At 49.4% G+C, this 19,020-nt stretch carries 23 protein-coding genes; all 23 read right to left on the reverse strand.

The window, feature by feature from the left end:
- On the reverse strand, nucleotides 1–228 hold a 228-nt coding region (locus tag Q9292_RS14335; RefSeq protein ID WP_409934494.1), incomplete at its 3' end, for a DUF6538 domain-containing protein.
- Nucleotides 229–417: 189 nt separating this feature from the next.
- Nucleotides 418–957 carry a hypothetical protein gene (locus Q9292_RS09785; protein ID WP_313987435.1) on the reverse strand — a complete coding sequence of 180 codons (540 nt, stop codon included), beginning with the start codon at nucleotides 955–957 and terminating at the stop codon, nucleotides 418–420.
- Nucleotides 958–1,164: a hypothetical protein gene (locus Q9292_RS09790; RefSeq protein WP_313987438.1), complete on the reverse strand. Its 207-nt coding sequence runs from the start codon at nucleotides 1,162–1,164 to the stop codon at nucleotides 958–960. It abuts the gene before it with no gap.
- Nucleotides 1,165–1,181: 17 nt separating this feature from the next.
- The gene (locus Q9292_RS09795; RefSeq protein ID WP_313987441.1) at nucleotides 1,182–1,580 is read right to left on the reverse strand and encodes a hypothetical protein; all 399 of its coding nucleotides are present in this window, start codon (nucleotides 1,578–1,580) and stop codon (nucleotides 1,182–1,184) included.
- Entirely contained in the window at nucleotides 1,573–1,962 is a 390-nt protein-coding gene (locus Q9292_RS09800) for a phage holin family protein (protein WP_313987443.1), read from the reverse strand. The genes Q9292_RS09795 and Q9292_RS09800 overlap by 8 nt, the downstream gene beginning before the upstream one ends.
- A 28-nt stretch (nucleotides 1,963–1,990) precedes the next feature.
- Nucleotides 1,991–2,584 carry a hypothetical protein gene (locus tag Q9292_RS09805; RefSeq protein ID WP_313987447.1) on the reverse strand — a complete coding sequence of 198 codons (594 nt, stop codon included), beginning with the start codon at nucleotides 2,582–2,584 and terminating at the stop codon, nucleotides 1,991–1,993.
- Nucleotides 2,581–3,222, reverse strand: a complete 642-nt coding sequence (locus Q9292_RS09810; RefSeq protein WP_313987449.1) for a DUF6453 family protein — start codon at nucleotides 3,220–3,222, stop codon at nucleotides 2,581–2,583. Before Q9292_RS09810 ends, Q9292_RS09805 begins: the two co-directional genes overlap by 4 nt.
- Nucleotides 3,219–3,563, reverse strand: a complete 345-nt coding sequence (locus Q9292_RS09815; RefSeq protein ID WP_313987451.1) for a hypothetical protein — start codon at nucleotides 3,561–3,563, stop codon at nucleotides 3,219–3,221. The genes Q9292_RS09810 and Q9292_RS09815 overlap by 4 nt, the downstream gene beginning before the upstream one ends.
- Complete coding sequence (locus tag Q9292_RS09820) at nucleotides 3,560–7,279, reverse strand: host specificity factor TipJ family phage tail protein (protein ID WP_313987454.1); 3,720 nt, start codon at nucleotides 7,277–7,279, stop codon at nucleotides 3,560–3,562. Before Q9292_RS09820 ends, Q9292_RS09815 begins: the two co-directional genes overlap by 4 nt.
- The gene (locus Q9292_RS09825; protein WP_313987457.1) at nucleotides 7,263–7,703 is read right to left on the reverse strand and encodes a C40 family peptidase; all 441 of its coding nucleotides are present in this window, start codon (nucleotides 7,701–7,703) and stop codon (nucleotides 7,263–7,265) included. Before Q9292_RS09825 ends, Q9292_RS09820 begins: the two co-directional genes overlap by 17 nt.
- The gene (locus Q9292_RS09830) at nucleotides 7,672–8,205 is read right to left on the reverse strand and encodes a DUF1833 family protein (RefSeq protein WP_313987460.1); all 534 of its coding nucleotides are present in this window, start codon (nucleotides 8,203–8,205) and stop codon (nucleotides 7,672–7,674) included. Before Q9292_RS09830 ends, Q9292_RS09825 begins: the two co-directional genes overlap by 32 nt.
- Complete coding sequence (locus tag Q9292_RS09835; RefSeq protein WP_313987464.1) at nucleotides 8,198–8,560, reverse strand: hypothetical protein; 363 nt, start codon at nucleotides 8,558–8,560, stop codon at nucleotides 8,198–8,200. The genes Q9292_RS09830 and Q9292_RS09835 overlap by 8 nt, the downstream gene beginning before the upstream one ends.
- Complete coding sequence (locus Q9292_RS09840; protein WP_313987467.1) at nucleotides 8,560–10,767, reverse strand: hypothetical protein; 2,208 nt, start codon at nucleotides 10,765–10,767, stop codon at nucleotides 8,560–8,562. Before Q9292_RS09840 ends, Q9292_RS09835 begins: the two co-directional genes overlap by 1 nt.
- Nucleotides 10,751–10,879: a hypothetical protein gene (locus Q9292_RS09845; protein ID WP_313987469.1), complete on the reverse strand. Its 129-nt coding sequence runs from the start codon at nucleotides 10,877–10,879 to the stop codon at nucleotides 10,751–10,753. Before Q9292_RS09845 ends, Q9292_RS09840 begins: the two co-directional genes overlap by 17 nt.
- 20 nt (nucleotides 10,880–10,899) lie before the next feature.
- The gene (locus Q9292_RS09850) at nucleotides 10,900–11,220 is read right to left on the reverse strand and encodes a hypothetical protein (protein WP_313987472.1); all 321 of its coding nucleotides are present in this window, start codon (nucleotides 11,218–11,220) and stop codon (nucleotides 10,900–10,902) included.
- A complete protein-coding gene (locus tag Q9292_RS09855; protein ID WP_313987474.1) occupies nucleotides 11,220–11,837 on the reverse strand; it encodes a phage tail tube protein in 618 nt (205 codons plus the stop codon). Before Q9292_RS09855 ends, Q9292_RS09850 begins: the two co-directional genes overlap by 1 nt.
- A 39-nt stretch (nucleotides 11,838–11,876) precedes the next feature.
- Nucleotides 11,877–12,317, reverse strand: coding sequence for a phage tail terminator protein (gene gpU, locus Q9292_RS09860; protein ID WP_313987477.1), 441 nt, complete (start codon nucleotides 12,315–12,317; stop codon nucleotides 11,877–11,879).
- A 2-nt stretch (nucleotides 12,318–12,319) separates the two neighbouring features.
- Nucleotides 12,320–12,598, reverse strand: coding sequence for a hypothetical protein (locus Q9292_RS09865; protein WP_313987479.1), 279 nt, complete (start codon nucleotides 12,596–12,598; stop codon nucleotides 12,320–12,322).
- A gap of 2 nt (nucleotides 12,599–12,600) precedes the next feature.
- Nucleotides 12,601–13,020: a hypothetical protein gene (locus Q9292_RS09870; protein ID WP_313987482.1), complete on the reverse strand. Its 420-nt coding sequence runs from the start codon at nucleotides 13,018–13,020 to the stop codon at nucleotides 12,601–12,603.
- Nucleotides 13,021–13,084: 64 nt separating this feature from the next.
- Nucleotides 13,085–14,995 carry a phage major capsid protein gene (locus Q9292_RS09875; protein ID WP_313987484.1) on the reverse strand — a complete coding sequence of 637 codons (1,911 nt, stop codon included), beginning with the start codon at nucleotides 14,993–14,995 and terminating at the stop codon, nucleotides 13,085–13,087.
- Nucleotides 14,988–16,670: a phage portal protein gene (locus Q9292_RS09880; protein WP_313987486.1), complete on the reverse strand. Its 1,683-nt coding sequence runs from the start codon at nucleotides 16,668–16,670 to the stop codon at nucleotides 14,988–14,990. The genes Q9292_RS09875 and Q9292_RS09880 overlap by 8 nt, the downstream gene beginning before the upstream one ends.
- The gene (locus tag Q9292_RS09885; RefSeq protein ID WP_313987488.1) at nucleotides 16,670–17,212 is read right to left on the reverse strand and encodes a hypothetical protein; all 543 of its coding nucleotides are present in this window, start codon (nucleotides 17,210–17,212) and stop codon (nucleotides 16,670–16,672) included. The genes Q9292_RS09880 and Q9292_RS09885 overlap by 1 nt, the downstream gene beginning before the upstream one ends.
- 5 nt (nucleotides 17,213–17,217) lie before the next feature.
- Nucleotides 17,218–19,014, reverse strand: a complete 1,797-nt coding sequence (locus Q9292_RS09890; protein WP_313987490.1) for a hypothetical protein — start codon at nucleotides 19,012–19,014, stop codon at nucleotides 17,218–17,220.
- Between the last annotated feature and the right edge of the window lie 6 nt (nucleotides 19,015–19,020).

The raw sequence follows: 19,020 nt of genomic DNA on the forward strand, positions 1-19,020 counted from the left end.
TTGCTCATTTAATACTCCTATTAACCTCAAGTATGAGGCTAAAAAGTATCTAATGCAGCCGGGGCGATTCATACGAACCAAAGCTATAGCCTCTTTGCGGTTGTCCGTGGGTAGCTTTTCCCTTATGACTTCTCTAGGGTAGTGCTGACGGTATTGCTTGGGTATTCGAGCTTGAAAGTAGTAACCGTTAGAGCGTTCTAACAGACCTTGCGTAGACATATCTTTCATACCTGATTGTAGCTGAATGTATCCAGCCTTGTATCCAAAAAGGTGAGTGTAAGTCTTTGATACTTGTGAATTTTATTGCGAATCAATCATTTAAGACTGAACTGGCGTCCCCACGGCGATGCGACACTAACCCCGCGCATATTACCTTGATTCAGCAATTAAGACTAGCCGCTTAACCAAGCATATGGTCTACTGGCTGCAATAACACATCTTGCCCTGCAGCGATCTCACGCGCTCGATGAGTGCCAGGTGTTTAACACTGTTATCGGTGCATATCTCAAAATTGTCGGTCGCGTTAGTCAGGGTGTCTGTGACCGTGGCGACGAGATCTCGTCCTGTTTGGCCTTGCTGCCTTTCAGCGGTATCAGCTGCTTCGGCTTCTCCAGCAGGCTTTCGTCGATGTAGATCTGTGTTTGCGCCGATGGCAGCGTTCCACAACTGCAAAGACTCAGCAGTAAAACAAACAGACTGATCGTTTTGATCATGGATTTTCTCCCGGATGGTTCGATAGATGATTTTGACTTCGGCCTGCGCATCTTGCTTGTCGGTGACGATATTGGCCTGTTGGCCTTCATCGCTCTGACGCGTTTTTTCGGCCTTGGCAATGGTATGGGTTAGGTCGGCTTTAGTTTTCCAGCCGTGGACACGCCAGCCAGTTGCAAAGCTGGCGATGCACAGGGCGGCAATGGCGATGAGTTTGGTTTGCCAGCTGATATTTGCAAAAATCATTTATTCCACCTGATTAACCAGATTGAACTGCCGAAGCTCATTCACAAGCTCATCAGCGTGTTCAGGAGTTACAGCGTGCGCTGTAACTATTTTTGCCATTTCTCCTGCATTAAGCTCAACTGAAACAGACACTAAATTATCAGCAGGAATATTTAATATTTTTGCAATCCTCAAGCCAAGATCATTTGAAGTAACAAGAGCAGTCATAAGTGAGCCTTTAAAAATTAAGGTTTAAATGTGCGGCGGCCAGACCGTGGTGCCCGCGTTGTCAGGTGGCACCAGCCTGGTGTACTTTCTGGCGCTTCACGGTAAAGCTGATACTGGGTCAGGATGCCATCATTGATCCACGCATCGAGCTTGTTGGCCGGATCGTATATGTCTACGGCCATGCCAACTTTGTGCGCAGACTCAGGCGCGCCGATTGAGCATGACTGCGGCCTAAAGCCGCCATATTGCTGACCTGAAACTTGCGAGCCGGTGGCCGGATTAATTGGTAAATCGACGCCGGCACGCTGCGCCGCATTGAGCAGCAGATTAACTTGACGCAATAAGGCATCGGCGCTGTTTTGACGTTGCTTTGTAAAATCGGCATGTGACAGCCACTTGCCTGCGTAATCAGCCATGGTGAGCATCATTAACCCCTCCCAACTTTTGAAATTTATCTTCTGCCCAACGCTCAAACAGCATAATCGCGCGGCTGCCCATGTGGCCGCTTATGGCTACAAACACCACCATCAGCAACTGGTCAAGGTTTGCCCACTCACACAGCCAAAACGTGCAGAGCCCGGAAAACGCACTGGTAACCAGCTCCCCAATAAACTCAGTGATGTTAAAAACTCGCACCTTTCCCTCGCGCATCTTGCGCGTGAAATTGACAATGCCACCTAGCACGGACAAGAAGATCACCCAGACATAAACAAGCAGGTCGTAACCGAATGGTGATTTTGGAGGAGTAAGCATTTTTTTGTGGCCTTTCTGTTTTTTTGCGGGCAATAAAAAAGCCACCCAAGGGTGGCTGGATAAAATATATGAGCTACCACAAAATAGCGGCAATCTCTTCTACTGTTGTCGCTGCTGAGATATCAGCCTGCAAACCTTCATTTTTAAACTGATAGGCAATAATCGCGGTTTTTGCATCCCGCCCCACTTCCCGGATCTGCGCAGCCGTATGCGGCCTAAAAGCCCACTCTCCCGCTGCGTCAGAACACCAAAACGGGGTTTTCCAATCTGGCGCGTTATCAGGGTCATAACTTGCCAGTACGGATGCCGAAAGGTTTTGCTGGTCGGTTACTTTTGATGGGTAATGATACGGTTTACCAAGCGCATATGAGACAAAACCGGAAACGATAGCAGTTTTGCAGGCTTGATCAACATATTTAGATTTAGAATTTTTCAGATTGTTTAAATCTAATACCCAAGATTCAGAATCAGTGTTCCATAAATGATTCTCTGTCGGCCTTGGTGAACGTTTTTTTAAAACGCCATCTTTTAAATAATGATCATTGATAATAGCCAAATCATCCAAATCAGTTTCCAATAAAACACAGTCTGGCGGAGCCTCTTCGTAAGTGTTGCAATTGACTACAAGTGTAATATTTCCTGCAGAATCGTGCTTAAGCAATTTCATGGTTGAAAATATCCTGTAATAAAGGAAACAGTCCTTGGCCCTGTGGCACCAATAGCTTCAGACAAATAAACTCTTAACAACGTAGGCGATAATTCAGAATAAATAATGCCATAACCAACACCATCAGTTTGATTACCATATCTAACTAACATTTGGTAATAGCGCTCGCCAAACTCAACCGCAGGTAAAGTGACATCATGACTACTGTTATAGCTGTAACTGGTTAATGTAATAACTGCATCAATAATAAAATTTTTTCTACGTGAAGAAAAAACAACAAGGCCAGAAGGATTAAATATTTCAAGACCAAACTCACCCGCACCAGGCGTTGGCAAAGCAGGTATAGGCTCAAGGATCACATATTTTAAAGATGTATCAGCCCCAACATTGATAGTATTTTCAGGGTAAAAATACGCGCTGGCACCTAATGAATTACCTGAGTAAGTTCCGACATTTCTACCCATAACAATGGGAGACCCACTATTAAAATTTGCATATACGGGGCATAAATATCCAAAGCCATCAGGACTTGCTACGGTAGGGTTAGAGACTCCATAAGACTGAACTTGAAAGTTTTTATAAAGGCCATCAATCTGAGTATCGCCATAGATATTTTTAACCTGAATACCAAAGCTCATCTCATCACCATAAGCACATATTTAAAGGGCATGTTAAAACGAGTGTCGTTTATTCTGACGATAATTTCTATATTGCCTGCGGTGATAGTTACTCTGAATATTTCATTGTAGGAATATTCATAAGCCGGGCTTGTCATTGGAATATCGACGACCCACCATAAACCAGGATCTGTTATTTCCGGTACAGAAATATTAACGGTATAAACAACCCTTGCGCCAATAACGCCATTGCCACCACCAGGTACAGTAAACACACCAGAGCTATGAAACCTTGGCGTTTGACCTTTTAATGAAAAGTTCAGATTACCTGAAAAATCGTAAACTAAAAGGCCATAACTCATGCCAGCAAATTACCAAGCTTAACTCTTAAAACACCAGAAGCATCATAGGTTTTGATTACATCACTGTAATATTCATTTCTTGCACCAGAGGATGCGCTTTTTATCTGTACCGAACCAGTTGCATCAACAATAAATCGGTTATTAATATTCACCGAACCTGCCAAAAAATTACCTTTAATCGTAAAGTCAGTACCATCCCAGGTGAAACCCTTGGTCGAGTTCCCAACCTGCATTACATAGCCACCGGCTGCAGAGCTGTAACCCAAGTAAAAGCCTGTCCCAACCCCATACGCAGACATGCCGCCAGATATCCAGCCTGCGTTATCAAGCGTGATGCTGCCTGCGGTAATTGCGCCCATATTGGCATTGATGGCTGCAAGGTTAGCCACAGAGATCTTATTGGCAATGACAGCGCCGGTCGCCAGCATTTCACTGGTCACTTCACCTGGACCAGGCAATCCACCACTCGCACCGGTCACCCATTCGCCCAAAGTAGCATCCCAGCGATACAGCTTTTCATCGGTTGTCAAATAAAGAATCTGGTCAGCCGTACCTGTGGCTGGCAGTGTATCAACCGACTCAATACCACCGACTGTGCTACCGGGCGAGGTACTGTACTCATTGGAATAGTTGAGGCCGGTTTTACCATAGGTATCATAGTGCGCGGCTTTAATGTATTTAATGCCGGTTGTCATCAGCAAGTAATAAGTGCCTGTGCCTTCATACACCAGCGTGGCTGGGCCCGGCGTGAATTCGGCAGTGTCGCTGGCATAAATCAACGTCCCCGCATAATCAAACTCAGTGCTGGGGCTAACGGTAATGCCAATACTGCCTTGCCCCGGGACCAGTGTGACAGACGGCGCTGCCGGTGCCTGGTTTGTGCCAGATAATACCAGCGGGTTTTGAGACTGCACGCCGCCTTTGAGCGCCCAGATCCGCACACCTATGGTCCGCCAGGGGCCGCCATCTGCCAGGGCGTTTTCAAGAGAGTAATCAAACGTGTTGCTGGTCAGGGTAAATTCTCGCTTTACACTGGCTGCGACAACCACTTGCACCTTGTAGGCGTCAGAGTCTGGCACCGCTGCCCACTTAACCCCAAACGTTTGGCCAGTGGGCGTGATGGTACCGCTGGCAACATCTGGCGGTGGGGCTACCTGACCCACATTGATAGACTTGGTCACATAAGGGCCTTTAAGGCTGCCAAACGCGGCCACACGCACGTAAAGCAGGCCAATGTTAGCCACAAAGTTAAAGGTGTTTTGCGTGATCTCTGCAATGGTCGACCAGTTTTCGTCATCGGTGCTGGTTTCGATGATGAACTTGGTTGATCCCGCAGGCGGCTGCCAGCTTAATGCAAGGCTGGGGGTTAAGCCGCTGCCAGATTGAGTAAGCGTAAAGTCCGCCAGTATCGGGCGCAAGGTAGGCGCAGGGAGTGACCAGTCAAACACGTCGACCGGCACAGTGGTGCCATCTGCACTATGCACCCGGGCGTCTTCATTAATCGCTACGATTTCAACAGTATCTTTGCGTGGCTTGATGCTAAGCACCCGGGCCAACTGAATCACGCGGCCAGAGGGACCAAACACAATATGGGTTTTCTCTTTGTCCCAGCCGGTATATACGGATTCTGAGAGCAAGGCAGGGTTAAACACCAGCGTGGCATCATCAGCCCCACGGGTGACTTCAATCGGCCCTTGTGCGCCGCCTGTGGCCGTGCGTAATAGCATAAAGTGCGTGGCACCATCTACCCACTCAAACGGCTCGCTAGAGATGATCTGGCCTGTAGTATAGGCGATGGCCTCGCCATACTGCCCCCACTCGGGCATGTCGTGCTGCACGCCGATTAAATCACCCAAGCTAGGGATGTGCCCTTCCAGCTCGGTTTCAAAAGTGATTTCCTTGCGGCGATAGCGGTTAGCCGCTGCCATATACATGCCTTCACGGAATGCCTGGGCGCGGTTGGTAATGCCAAAGGCCTGCACTTTGACCGGCTTGGTTACGCTACCGGCATCAAGCGCACAGCGTATTGTACGTGGCTTCCAGTAGGATTCATCCAGGTATTCCACGTCGACCGCGTCTGCATTGTCTTCAGACGGCATCACGTAGTTGAGCCGGAACGTGTCTTTAACAATGTTGCGGTTACTAAACAACACCGTGGGCAAGGTTTGCAGGCTGTCACGCACAAAGTGGATTACACCGCCCTGAATATAAGGGCGGCAACGGCCAGCCCTGCAGGCCAAAGTGAGCGCCTCCCAAAATGTGGATGCGGTGTCGAACAAAGCGTTAAGCGTATCGCCACGGCTTTCCCAAATGGTGTGCAGGCTCATCAGCTGCGCCAGGTTATAGCGCGACTCGGCAACGCCTGCGCCATATTCTGCGCGGATCATGTCAGCAATGGCCCAGGCAATAGATTGGGTATTGTTTTCGATGGACCAGACCACCTCATCAGCCACCACAGAAGGCGCAGGCAATCGGCGGGTGACTGCAATATTGACCTTGCGTGAGGATTGATTGGAGACAGTATTGGTCGCCTTCAGCTTAATCGCCAGCATCGTCAAGTTGCCATAGGTGCGGGCTTGGCTAGAGTAGCCACGTGCGCCTGCCCACACCATATCATTTGCCAGGCGCTGATCACTGTTAAATGCAGGCGAGCGAGACACCGCCACCTGATAACGCCCGGGGCTGACTGAATATTTAAACGTTCTACGAATGGCTGTCGGTGAAGCCGCACTGATAGATTCAGTGCCTAATGTGACCGCAGGGCCAATTGTTGCACCAGAATTATTGATGGGCTGAGCCAAACACACTACGCTTACAGTACGGCTTTCATAGTTGCCGTCATCATTCAAATAATACAAACCACGCGGCAGCACAATATCAAAAGAAAGCTGGTTGATCTGAGTATCAACCGGGTTTGCAACAAAGTAGCCAATTTGAATATCAATGATCTCCTGCCCGGTGACCTCGCTGACATTAAACACCTCATATGGGTACAACGTACTGGCGGCAAACGGCTCAATTTTTTCAATGGTGTAATCGCCAGTAAAGCCATTAATCGGCGTATCTTCCAGCCAGATATCATCAACATTAAACGAGCATTTACCCTGCGTGATGCAAAACAACTGATACAGATATTGCTCGTTGTTTTCGTACTCAACGTATGGCTGGGCGGCAAAGTCGGGGAACGGGCGCAAGCTGCCATACAAAACAGGGATAGGCTGACCAATGCGGGCCTGGTTGCCCTGTGCGCCGATAGAGTAAGTGGGGCTGGGAGAAAGCGCTGCAGACTGCTGGCGGGCTTTAGGGGCTTGTGTAGGTGGCACCAGAGCATTGATTAAGGCAGTGCCCAGTAGGCCAATACCTGCCCTTGCAACTTCAAAAAGGATGCCGGACTGAGCACCAACCAGCTTGCCTGCCAACGCTGGAGCGTACACTGCCAGCGCAATAGTCAACGCCAGGCGCACCGGGTTACTGCCACCACCGCCACCTTGCGGGACATACACAAAAGCCAGCACGTCGTTATCTTGCAGCGTTGTTTCTGGCCAACTTGCTTCTAACATCGGCTGGCCGTTATGCAGGCAGATCACCGGTTGATCGAGCCGGATGCAATAACGATCAACCAGCTCGGCAATGCTGGCTGAGTCAGTCACCGCATGCTGGGCGCGATCCGCGGCCAGGTTAAACGGGTTATAGCAGATATTAAGCGCAGCTTGCATAACGGTAATACTCCAAACGGCCCCAGCCACTTAATACCAGGGCAGATAAACTACTAAACACAACCCCCTCACCACGCACACAGTGCAGCACCCCGCCGCCATCAGCGGCCAAATACACGCCGATATGCGTAGGGTATTTGGCATGCGCCATCAACACACAATCACCTTCTTGCGGCTGGCTCACGCGCTGCCAGTTGGCTTTTTCATGGCTTTGCTGCATGTGTGTAGCCACCGCACGAAAGTCATCCGCATCCACATCAATCACTGGCATCACAATGCCAAAGTGCTGGTGCTGGACCATGCGTACAAAACTGTAGCAGTCATAGCCGGGGCCTTCACCGCCACGCACCCAGGGTGTGCCCAAGTAAGCAAATGCCCAATGCACAGCCTGATTAGTCTGCAATAAGGCCAGGGAATCTGACATCGGTGTATTCCTGATTGGGAAATTTTTTATTTACAAAATCAACAATCGAGGCGCGCGCCTCAATGGTTGAAGACGTCGCCTGTATTGATGTGATGGTGAGGTGCAGCGGCGGGTTATTGTGTGGCCCGTGCGTAGTCAAGTCGCTGTTTAAATAAGCGCGGTAGGTGACTTCCAGCTTGTCAGTTTCAGGCACAGCCAGCTCGATGTTGCGGATGATCTCCCGGGAGACGTTTTCAATGGTGATCACCAGCTCCGGGATACCATTGTCAATCACCTCGGGCAATTGAAACTCAAACTGATAAGGCTGAAACGTCACCACCTCGCCAGCATTCAGCGGCGCGGTGTCTTCCAGCAAGGCATCAATGGCCACAAAGTCAGCCACCACGCGCAACGGCTCAGTAAATGCAGGGTGACGCAACTCAAGGGTGTTGATAATGACTGTATCCGTCGGCGCGCGGGCGTAGGCTTCTTTGAGCGCATCTGAGAGCGTAGCGTTAGGCATAACTGACCTCGATGACAGCTGAGAATTGCCAGCGATCTGGCGTCAGCAATTGCGACTCGTAAGGCCGCACAAATCGACACATTTTAGTGACAGTGCCAGCAGGCAGTTTAACCAGCATTTCAAACCATGCGGCACCGCCGTTGGCTCCTGCCTCATCATAAAACCAGCTTTCAAATGCCGCCGCCTGTGCCGAGTTTAACTTGAGGTTGAATTGCAGCTGGCCAAACTTGGCAACGCTTTTGCGACGCACGCGTGGCAAGCCTGCTGACATTTCAGTGCGTGCGGTGATATCGGCGGGGTTATAGCCATAACCTTCTAAAGAAGGGGCTGGCACAGTTGCGGGCCAGGTTGCCATTATGCTGCCCCTCCTACCCTGCTTAAGCTGTATTGATCTTGCAAGGCAGTGGCAAAAGGACCATTGCGACGCACATCGCGTGACAGCTCGTTTTTAATGCGGTCAAACATCACATCGAGCGTGAGATTCCCTTGTGCATCTTGCGACTGTGATACGTTTGCCTGGGATGGCGGGTTGATGATGTTGACAGTAACCTTGCCGCCGCCCATGCCTTCAGCGCTCACGCCCAGGGCACCATTTGCGCCACGCTTGAGCGGCACAATTGCCTCGGGGCCAGCCTCACCCATTAAACCAACACCCTTAGCAAACGGAAACAGCGTTGGGCTGGAAACCACCTGGCCAGAATACGCACTGATCCCAGCACCGGAATACACGCCACCTTTCGCATTAGTGATCACAGGGCTGGTGCTGAAAATGCTACCTAAAATATCACTACCACCAGCGCCAGATAACAATTGGTCAAATGCTTGCAACAAAGGCTCCAGCACTAAACGACGTGCGGCCAAGCGCTCGATATCTTGCCCCAAACCTTCTAGCGCATCACCAAAATCACCGGTGCCAACAATCGCATCCTCAAAGCTGGATTTAAAAACTAAGCCAAGTTCTTTGCCGATAGTGGTGGTGTTTTTGGAGCTTTGTTCAATTTTCTGCATTTGTTTTTCATAAGCAGACGCTTGCTTAGCAAGTAGATCATCACGCACCTCTTGCTCAGTGACTAAGGCCTCAATACTTTCAACAATTCTTTTATTCTCTAGTTCAAGCTGTGCTTTTGCTCGCTCTTTGTCATTTTCAATCAGGTCAATATTAAGCTGCTCATTTTTTTCAATGAGCTGCTGATTTAACTTATCAGCTGCTGCCACCTGATCAGCCACCTGCTGATCTTGTGCCGCAGAAATACTTGTATCTACCTCAAGCTGTTGATTATCAGACTCACGCAACATTTTTTCAAAGTCGGCCAGGTCTTTGAGCGTTTCTTTTTCGCGCTCATAGGCTTCAATCTTGGCAGTGCTGGCGCTGACAGATTTACGCTGAGCATCAGTGAGTTTGAGCAAACTGGCCTCATAGGCGATTTGCTCAGATTTGGTCAGGCCAAGCTGGTCAGCTTGTTTTTTGAGTGATTGCACAAAGCTATCAGCAGCACGTGCAGCCGCTTCGGCCTGTTTTTCAGCTTCGGTTTTTCCGGTGGGTGTGGGAGGCAGTTCATAGGTTTTGGCTGGCGAGCTAGGTATTTTTTTGTTTAAAAAATCACTTTGCTCTTTTAATAATTTTTTTAATTCTTTGGAGGTTTCTTCAATCTTTGCACGAGTCTCATCTTTACCATATATAGCTTCTAAGATTGAGTCGCCCTTATTGATTAAATCAAGCCTTGTTGAATATGTTTGCAGATCTTTATTTAGCTCATCAATTTTTGAAAGACGACGTTCAAACTCATCTCCAAATAAAACAATCTCGCCTGTAGCAAGAATACCTTCAATAACACCGCTTAATATTCCTCCTTTTTTTGCAGCTTCAACCATCCGATCACCAACTTCGTTCATTATTGGAACGAATTGATTCCCAAACTGAACAGCCAAGCCTTTGGCAGTAAGAGACAAGCGGTCAAGGTTGTCATTGAACTCACCAGCGGCAACTGCATCCTGCTCACTCACAACCAGGCCGAGGCGTTCAGCTTCTTCACGCATGGCGCGCAAGCCTTCTTTGCCGCCATTAATTAATGGCAACAGTTTGGCCCCAGACTTACCAAGCAGGTCTTGGGCTATTGCAGTTTTTTGAATACCATCTGGCAATAAAGATAGCTGCTCGACAATAGCTTCGAACAACTCAGAAGTGTCATTGAATTTTGCAGGATCAATGCCTAGCTGGTCAAAAGCCTGCTGTGCACTTTTACTGCCATTGGCCGCATCACTGGCATTTTTTGCCAGCTTGGTCAGCCCGGCGTTTAATTCATCTACCCCGCCCCCAAACTTGGCTGCATATTGTAGCGCTGACAGATTTTCTGTAGTGGTGCCGAGCGTCTGGGCCATATCGCCCATTTCGTCATTAAAATCGGCCGCTTGTTTAATCAGTGCAGCCAACCCACCGGCGCTAATGGATATCCCCAAACCAGCCACCAGGCCATTAACCTTGCCCACATTGCCAATGATGCTATCAAAGGCCTGTTTGGTCTGGTCTTTACCAGAGATAATCACCTCATAGATTGGATTCATTTTCTCGACTTTCTGGCGGGGTGTGATAAGCCACCCACATGCCGAACTCTTCGCCCGACATGGTGTGCTCTAACTCATGCAATGTGCGGCCCAGCTGTGCTGCAATTTTCATGCGCATCAGCACACCGGGCGCTAGGATTTTTTTTCGTTGACCTCAGCATCAAGCCCGCTTAATGCTTTGGCAGTTTTAAACAGCTCAAGGCAAACATTAAAGTTCGACGCGCCAAACTCTTCCCACTCAGCCTTGGTATAAATGGGATCACCAGCAGCATCCACCACGGTGCAGGCCAATAAATCAGAGACCATGACACCACTGCTGGCTGCCATGTTCATGACACGCACGCGGTCGCTTAGCATCAACCCGCGCACAATCACCTCGCCGCCCAACTCCGGCACATCTACCACCTGCTTGGGTAAAACAGGTGGCGGTACGTTGGCTTTATTGATGACCATTAACTTGCGTAAACAGTTGGTGAGCCAACACCAGTAATGACAATCTGGGTGGTGACTTTTTCTTGCGCGTTACCGGCTGGCGACAAAGTACAACCAATATAACCATTGATGACGAATTTCTGGCCGTTTTGGAAGGTCACCAAAAATGCACTCAAGGTTTGAGCATCGGACTGTTTTTTAGCCGCAATCAAAGCAGCATCCGAAACATCCCAAATGTTGTTTGAGGTGATCACCAAACCGTTTGGCATGCCTGGCTGGCTGGATTTTTGCAAATCGTGAATCGTGGTGGTATCGATTTGAGGGAAGTCACCACCTGTCACGCTACAATCCAGGAAGGTGCTGAACGTAGTCCCAAAAGTTACTTTTTCAACCTGGCCAGAAACAAAGGTGCCATACAAAGTAGTATCTTCACCTTCAAGGTTAAAGTTACCTGTAGTTTGCCCAGCAACGCGAATGATGCGGTTATTGACTTGGTACATACCTAGCACGTTTTTAAAGCGCAGGTATTCACCGTTTGCGTACCCGTGTGAAGCACATGCAGCCACACCAGGGTTAGCCTTGGTAATTGCGGTTAAATCTTTTGCGGCAGCAACAGCCGATTGCATGGCAATCTGCACGCCCTTCCAAATGGTCACTTGTGCCATTTAAATACTCCTTTATAAAGTGATTGCAGGATTATTTGCCTGCGTGAAATATGTCACCTGGTACTGCAATAGCGCTTCACCAACAGGCTCGGCTGCATCCTCATTGATCTGAATCTGGGTAGCCGTAAGTTGAATGTTTTTCACCAAACCTCCAAAACCGCCGGCTGTATCCATTGCTATTTCTACTGCTTCACACAAATCATCTAGAACGATGTCTATATTGGAAATTTCCGCTGTTTTAATGCTGATAGCCAACTGCAATGTGCGCTCAACTGAAAAGCCATGTATGTCACCAGAATCATTATTTTCTTGCGGAGAAAATACCGTAACACTGGGCAGCTCAGCGGTTTGCAAATTGGAAAAACGACTGCTAAACACATTTCCATTAAAGGCAGAAATACTTGTCAGATGTGCTTTGACCGCTTCGCGGATCTGTGTGCGGGCGTGGGCCATGGTTATGCCTTTTTAAGCTGCAATACGAGAATGCCGGTGCCATCCGGCTGGATATCATCAATTTTGTAGACGACGCTGTTAATTGTCAGGGTTTGTCCGCGTGCCACATTTGGCATGTGCGCAGCAATAGCCGTGGCTTGCGGGTTTGAGGTGCTTACGCCCAGCGTTTCCAGATACTGGTTATCGAAGATTACCTCTACCGGTTTATCTGGCTGCGCACTCCAGACCGCATCTTGTGCAAACTCTGCCTGGTCAAAAAACAGCGTCAAGTCTTCAAGCATGATTACTTGGCTTTATCAGCGTCTGCTGTATTTTCAGCGTTATCACCGCCTGGGGTTTCTTCTGGCGCAGCGGCCAATTGTTCAGCCACTGCCTGCATGCCTGCTGCGATGCCCTGGGAGATTGCTGCCTTAATGTCATCAGCCGACACGCCAGAACCTGTTGCAACAGCTTCACCCAAAACAAAAGCACCTGATTGAGTTGCACGCGCCTGCTTGGCTTCTTCTTCAGCCTTGGCACGTGCCTTCATATCGGCTTCTAACTCTTTGGTCCAGGCACGGACCTTACCTGCAGCACCTAACTCAAAAGCTAATTCTGTAGGTGTATTGTTTAAAATCTCACCTACAGAAACATGCTTGCCGTCAATTTTAGTGGCTTCAACCACTACCAGTTTCACTGGTAAATTCTTATCACCTGTAGCCATTTTTTTACTCCTAAATATTCAAAAAAAAGACCCGCTCTAGGCGGGCCAAGTTGGAGATAACCAGTTATACGGTCAGGATGTCATCCATCACTGAGAAGTCAGCTGCACGACGGCAAGCCACATCCACGTATGCATTGAGGATGAGGCGGTTCATGCCATTCACTGCCTGGGTAATTTCATCCAGTGTCAGCTCCAGGGCGCCAAATGTACCCATGACCAGCATGGACCAATCGGAGCCAAACAAACCGCTGGAACACACGCCGGAGCTGCTGCCTTTGGTCAAGTTGCTTGGCATGAGATTGGTCACTAATGCGCGGTAGCCATTGAGCGGTGTGTCACCGTTATCCCAAATAAATTGCTGAAAGCCAGCCGCTTTAAGCGTTTGCTTGGCAAAGCCACGGGTACGTGTGTTGACAATGTACGCAGCATTTGCGCCAGGGTTAGAGTTAACGTTTGCAACAGCAGACTCCAGACCGACCACGTGGGACCAAGCCAGCTGTGCACCGTTTGTGCCACCCTGCACTGAGCCAATACCAGACACATTACGGATACCGCGTGGTTGGTTGCTGGAGCCAGAGCCATTTAATGCAGCAGTTTCAAACTGCACCAGGTATTCCGATTCCAAATCCTGACGCAGCATAGGTTCAACTGCCAGGGCAGACTGGATCACCGCTTGTTTGGAATATTCAACAAAGCCACCAATACGTTTTGGAGTCAGACTAACTTTGCCAGTGTTTGGCTGGGTTTCAGCAGCTGCGCCGATCTCGGCCAACCATGCCAGACTGGAGCCTACGGTTTTGCGCGGGATATCCACGTTGCCGGTCAGACCATACAAGACTGTTGCGCCTGCCTCGCCCAGCACTGTGCGGGCGCGCAGAATGTCCACAAACAAATCACCGCGCAGATCGGTAGCGACCAGGTTACCAGCTTCAGCCGCTGTGCCTACGGTAAAGTCACGCTGCGTCAGCACATCGTATGGCACCAGCAAGTTGCGGCCAGTAAAGCCAGTGGTGCTGCCAAAACGCTCAGAGCATTCTTTTGCTGCAGCTTCTTCCAGCCCAGCTTTGGACCAGTCACCGGTGATGATGGCACGCACAGCATTGGCGATGCTGTAGCGCTTGATGTCTTTTTTATCCATGCCAATGTGTGCAGCAGACACGTCGCTGTGTTTGGCACTCATGCGCTCGATGACCATTTCTTGCACTTGCGGGGGTGTTTTGCCAGAGCGGATGGCATCGGCAATGTCGGCAGGTGTTAGGTGCTCGGCGTATTTCACGCCGATTTCGATGATGGCATCGCGGCGGGCGGTTTCAAATTCGCCAGCGCTCATTTTTGCGCGCAATTCTGCGCCTTCTTTTTCCAACTGCTCTACGGTTTTTTCCATTTTTGGCTCCTTGTTTTGGGTAACAAAAAGCCCGCTTTCGCGGGCTTGTGGTGTTGCTGGGTTTTGCGGGGGTGATTCGGGCGGTGAGTGGCTGCGACCGATCCCGACCGTGTCATCGGCGGGGATAGTCACCATGCTGATTTCGTATGGCTCCCAATCGGTTACGCGGTAGATGGTTTCGGTGTCAGATTCTTTTTCCAGCACCATTTCGTGGATCATGTAACCCACACTCACCTTGCTTAAAATACCGTCTAGCACGTCTTGCCAGCATTCCTCAGCATCCTCGCTTTTGCCAAAGCGAACCACGGCCCGACATACCTTATCGGCCCCCAGCGATACCTGTTCAACGACGCCAATCAGTGCATCACGATCATGGTTAAACAAAAGCGGCGCTTTATTTAGCATCCGCTCCAACCGGACAGCAGACAGGCTGCAGTCCAGAATCTCTGTGCCATACCAGCGCTCATAAGGCACCTCGCTTGCAAAAGCCAGTTGCACGGTGCGTGACTCCTGGTCAATTGCCTCGCGGGTGACGACAAGCGCGCGGTGTTGCTGCTTGTTTTCAAAATCACGACTTGTGACTTTAGGCATTTTGGGTGTCTCCCTGTATGTTGTCGGGTGCAGGCGCGGCCTGCGTTGGTTTGTTCATTTGCCCCAGCGTGACGCCATGGGTTTGTAAAATTTCCATTTCGCGAGCCAGCTCTATGATGTTTTCCTCAAAGTCGCCGCCCTTGCTGGCCACAACCTTGCTGCGAGTAGTGAGGCCCTGGTCAATCGCCTCGGCAGCGGCGGCGATTTCGTTTTTGGGATCTACCCAATCCCAGCCGCGTGGCACGTAGTTGAGTCCTGCCAAAAACTTGTCCAGCTTGGTGGCTGGCAGTGGTGAGCCATTTTCCATAGTGATGGCCCCTGCCAGCAAGCCAAGCTCCAACCAGCGTTCGGTAACGTGTTTGAAAAACGCATTGATGAAAAACTTTTGCATGCCACGCCACACGTCACGCTCTTGCAGCTCGGCAATGCGGGCGCTGGAATAATTGACGCCAGTCATGTCACCGCTGAGGTTATGGTTTGCGATGTCCAGACCAGCGGCCAAATCCAACTTGATTGCATCGACAAAAGGCTTATACGCTGCATGCGGATAGTTAGGGTCAAACTTGGTGAAGTCCCAGCCTTCTGGCAGCACTTCAAAAGCGCCCCCTACCGCATCTTTTACTAATGCGCCGCCAGCCTCTTGTGCGTCAGCTACCTCTGCGCCTGCACCGTTTTCTCCAGGTTCGATATAGCCCGCCTCACCTGCCGCAGGCGGCTTGTAAAAGCCCATGTTTGAGGCACCCACCACGCTGGCCTCAAGCGCAGCATCCTGGAACATTTGCAGCATACGCTCGCCGTTCATCACGGCATGGGTCCATGGGAATCCGCGCAGCTGCTCAGGATCTGTTTTTACAAAACGGTGAATGATCTCATTAGCGGCGATGCGCTCATGTTTTTGCATGCCCAGGCTGAGACTGTCGTTAGGGTTACGCAGCAGCACATAGTAAGCGGTTTTCTTGCCGGTGCTATCAAACTCAACGCCCATGCGCACTTGGTTACCATTTTCCGCAGTGCCATTTTTGTGAATATCCAGCCGATCAATGGCTAGCACTTGCAGCTGGTAGCGGTATGGCGTGGCCTTTGTGCCAACGACTTCCTTGACCAGAATTTCACCATCTTGCGCCAGCAGGTGTGCCAACATGCGGCACATTTCTGGCAGGCTTTGCTCACCAGTCACATCGCAATGCTTTGCCTGTGACCAGATTTTGTAATGTGATTCGATAGCATCGTTGGCTAGGTTATCGAGCACCCATTTAAATTCGCCCTGGACCGTGCGCATATCGCCACAACGTGATTGCAGGCGAATGCCATCAGGGCCGATGACGTTGTTTTTGACCAACGTCGTAAAGCGACGCCCCGGGGAAGTGTTGCGCGTGAGGTGGCGGCTGCGGGTGCGCATGGTGTAAAGCTGGCTTTGCAATATGGCATTGATCGCCGTATCTTGCGAGATCCAGCTTACCTGGTTACGTGCGTGGCCAGCTGCGGTAAAAAAACGCACTTGTCCACGATGCGGCTGTTTTTGCACCTGTGCATATTGCGTGGTTTTGCTTTGCAGGCCCTTCACCAATAGCGGGTTGGTTTCGCTGGGTGGGATCCACTCTGGCAGCGGCGGTGCTGATTTAAGAATGCCTTTAAGCCAGGCAATACTTCCAAGACCAGTATATTTCTGCACCATTAAAACCTCACATGAATTTTACGGCCACGGCCACCGGGTTTGCCACTTGCTGTTTGCTGCTCACGGGCGTATTCGGCGAGGTATTTATCTCGCAGTATGATTAAATCTGGAAATGAGTAATGCTGCAGCTGGCGGCCATTGATGCTGTAACTCTGCACATCCTTACCCGCCTTGCCCTCGATCATCGCTTCCAGCGCGTCCAGCGTCTTTTTCACATGACTGCGCGTATCGGCACCTGCTGTGGCACTGGCTGGGTTAGCCAGCACATTAATATTGCCCACTTCAATGGTATGGCGCTCCCCTGCCAGCTCAACATAAAGCGTGTATTGCCAGTTACCAGCATCCCACCCGCCAGTCGTGGCAGCTGGTACTGTCAGCACATAGTCAGCACCATTATCTGCAGTAGCAGCCGTGATTGTCACCGGCGTGCCAGAAGCAACAGGCGCAAAGCGGCCTTTTAAGGTCCAGCCATCGGTGGCAGGGTAATCAGCCGAGCTGACTACCTGCTTGATAGTGTCGCCTGCGTAAAGTGTTTTTTGCATAGCGATTAAATTCGTGGCAGATCAAGTTGACGATTTGCAATAGTGACTTGCTCTTCACCCTCTGGTGATAAATGGATGTATCCTGTATTTGAACTATCACAATAATGATCTGCACCGATGTAAAGAGGATTTGCACTTAAAGTAACTACAAGCGGCAGCGATCCATTAATCCATGACGTTGGATATGGGACGGGGTTGTCTTTAGTACCTCGCAGCCACACTTTGACTTGAGCCGCAGAAATGTACTCCATCAAAAACTTGAGGTCAGTGGCTGGAATCGCCGAACCGGTTGCAATTCCTTTAATCACGCCCTTTAAAAAATTATCGTCGCGGTTAAATATATTTGATGACGCAGTCGCTAAGATATATGCAGCGTCATCTGTCGTAGCAGCAACACTAGACAAAGTTAGCGTGCCAGTATTAACCATACGAGACTGAGGCAATACTTTATAAATACAAGCATCTGGGGATGGTGCTACAGCATTGTGCACTTCGACATAACCATCATTTCCAACAAGTCCGCGGCGGATTGCACCATTGATACGCCTTATTGCCGTGGCTACTTGAGGCGATTGCCCAGCAATATCAATCAAGTAATTACTTGATGTAACGCTGGGACTAATTGTTTTGCATAGCCAAACATTAAATGGTTTGACGTATGATTTAATCGCGTCAACAAGCTGCTTATATGTTGAAACTGACGTGTTTTCCTTAGTGATTGCACTGCCAGCCTGGTTGAGGTCGTTAATGCCATACCCAAAAAGACCAACGTTACAAAACACCGAAAATTCACTTCGTTTAAACTTGCTTGCATCCGTGATGTCGCCCGCTTTTTCTGTTTGAATACCGACATTACAAATGTTTCTGAAAATATGAGATGCCTCGCCATTGTTTCCATAAATATCAAGCCCGGGATCAGTCGTTGAAGTTGCCCCATTATCTTGACCATGCTCTCGCGAATCCCCCGCAGAGAATACAGAAACAGTAGAAGCATCAACCCAGCCTATAACACTGTGCGCTTTCCAGCCAATAGGCTGGTCAGCAGTCACAACACCATTGATGGTTACAGTCACGGCACCAGTTGGCACAGCGTCTAAATCTGCACTATCAGCCCATGTTTTCCATGCTTCAATAACTACAGGATCTGTGGAATTGTGACGGTAAAACTTATCTTTGCCCCTGGTTTTGTTTGTGTAATTCATAAACTGACCAGCGAGCGTAGCCCCTGCACCACTGTCGTTATGGGCATTTTGATAACACATCACTGACTCGACATAGGAATCGCCAGGTTCTAGAAAGTATGGCAGTTCCGCAATCAGATAACACGCAGAACCATAATCTGCAGTTGCATCGCGTAAATTGACTTTTTCCATAATGGCATTGCCGTTATCGTCAACACCAACTAATTTGGCCACGTAGGTGGGATATGCAACGCCGTTATGAATTAAAGAAGCATGAACAAGACCATTGCCATTAGTCGTGCCAGCGTTTACAGCTTTCATACTTTCACCAACACCGAATTGAAATGAATGCGAAAAAAGAACTTTATTTAATCGGTGTGTCATGACGCGAGTATTTTTTGAACCAAGCAACCGCCAAGTACCAGCAGCTTTTGGCATTGAACTTTCTTGCCCGATTACTCGCCATGCGTTTTGGCCATCAAGCCCTTTAACTGGTTGATAAAATTTGGCAAATCCATCATTTATCATTCTAGATTCGATATCAGCAGTTGAAGTTACAATTTGATTTTCGGCGTAGTGCACACCTTCAAACTTGCCGGCATTTTTAACAATCACTGTCATTTCAGT

The sequence above is a fragment of the Methylophilus sp. VKM B-3414 genome (genome assembly GCF_032248435.1).
Lineage (GTDB): Bacteria > Pseudomonadota > Gammaproteobacteria > Burkholderiales > Methylophilaceae > Methylophilus > Methylophilus glucosoxydans.

What these genes read in the sequence shown, in the direction of transcription:
- Q9292_RS09865 (WP_313987479.1), bottom strand. Translation starts at nt 12,598, where the DNA reads ATGCTTGAAGACTTGACGCTGTTTTTTGACCAGGCAGAGTTTGCACAA.
- Q9292_RS09850 (WP_313987472.1), bottom strand. Translation starts at nt 11,220, where the DNA reads ATGGTCATCAATAAAGCCAACGTACCGCCACCTGTTTTACCCAAGCAG.
- Q9292_RS09820 (WP_313987454.1), bottom strand. Translation starts at nt 7,279, where the DNA reads ATGCAAGCTGCGCTTAATATCTGCTATAACCCGTTTAACCTGGCCGCG.
- Q9292_RS09845 (WP_313987469.1), bottom strand. Translation starts at nt 10,879, where the DNA reads ATGAAAATTGCAGCACAGCTGGGCCGCACATTGCATGAGTTAGAGCAC.
- Q9292_RS09880 (WP_313987486.1), bottom strand. Translation starts at nt 16,670, where the DNA reads ATGGTGCAGAAATATACTGGTCTTGGAAGTATTGCCTGGCTTAAAGGC.
- Q9292_RS09840 (WP_313987467.1), bottom strand. Translation starts at nt 10,767, where the DNA reads ATGAATCCAATCTATGAGGTGATTATCTCTGGTAAAGACCAGACCAAA.
- Q9292_RS09890 (WP_313987490.1), bottom strand. Translation starts at nt 19,014, where the DNA reads ATGACAGTGATTGTTAAAAATGCCGGCAAGTTTGAAGGTGTGCACTAC.
- Q9292_RS09885 (WP_313987488.1), bottom strand. Translation starts at nt 17,212, where the DNA reads ATGCAAAAAACACTTTACGCAGGCGACACTATCAAGCAGGTAGTCAGC.
- Q9292_RS09785 (WP_313987435.1), bottom strand. Translation starts at nt 957, where the DNA reads ATGATTTTTGCAAATATCAGCTGGCAAACCAAACTCATCGCCATTGCC.
- Q9292_RS09830 (WP_313987460.1), bottom strand. Translation starts at nt 8,205, where the DNA reads ATGCCTAACGCTACGCTCTCAGATGCGCTCAAAGAAGCCTACGCCCGC.
- Q9292_RS09810 (WP_313987449.1), bottom strand. Translation starts at nt 3,222, where the DNA reads ATGAGCTTTGGTATTCAGGTTAAAAATATCTATGGCGATACTCAGATT.
- Q9292_RS09825 (WP_313987457.1), bottom strand. Translation starts at nt 7,703, where the DNA reads ATGTCAGATTCCCTGGCCTTATTGCAGACTAATCAGGCTGTGCATTGG.
- Q9292_RS09870 (WP_313987482.1), bottom strand. Translation starts at nt 13,020, where the DNA reads ATGGCTACAGGTGATAAGAATTTACCAGTGAAACTGGTAGTGGTTGAA.
- gpU (WP_313987477.1), bottom strand. Translation starts at nt 12,317, where the DNA reads ATGGCCCACGCCCGCACACAGATCCGCGAAGCGGTCAAAGCACATCTG.
- Q9292_RS09815 (WP_313987451.1), bottom strand. Translation starts at nt 3,563, where the DNA reads ATGAGTTATGGCCTTTTAGTTTACGATTTTTCAGGTAATCTGAACTTT.
- Q9292_RS09835 (WP_313987464.1), bottom strand. Translation starts at nt 8,560, where the DNA reads ATGGCAACCTGGCCCGCAACTGTGCCAGCCCCTTCTTTAGAAGGTTAT.
- Q9292_RS09875 (WP_313987484.1), bottom strand. Translation starts at nt 14,995, where the DNA reads ATGCCTAAAGTCACAAGTCGTGATTTTGAAAACAAGCAGCAACACCGC.
- Q9292_RS09805 (WP_313987447.1), bottom strand. Translation starts at nt 2,584, where the DNA reads ATGAAATTGCTTAAGCACGATTCTGCAGGAAATATTACACTTGTAGTC.
- Q9292_RS09790 (WP_313987438.1), bottom strand. Translation starts at nt 1,164, where the DNA reads ATGACTGCTCTTGTTACTTCAAATGATCTTGGCTTGAGGATTGCAAAA.
- Q9292_RS09795 (WP_313987441.1), bottom strand. Translation starts at nt 1,580, where the DNA reads ATGGCTGATTACGCAGGCAAGTGGCTGTCACATGCCGATTTTACAAAG.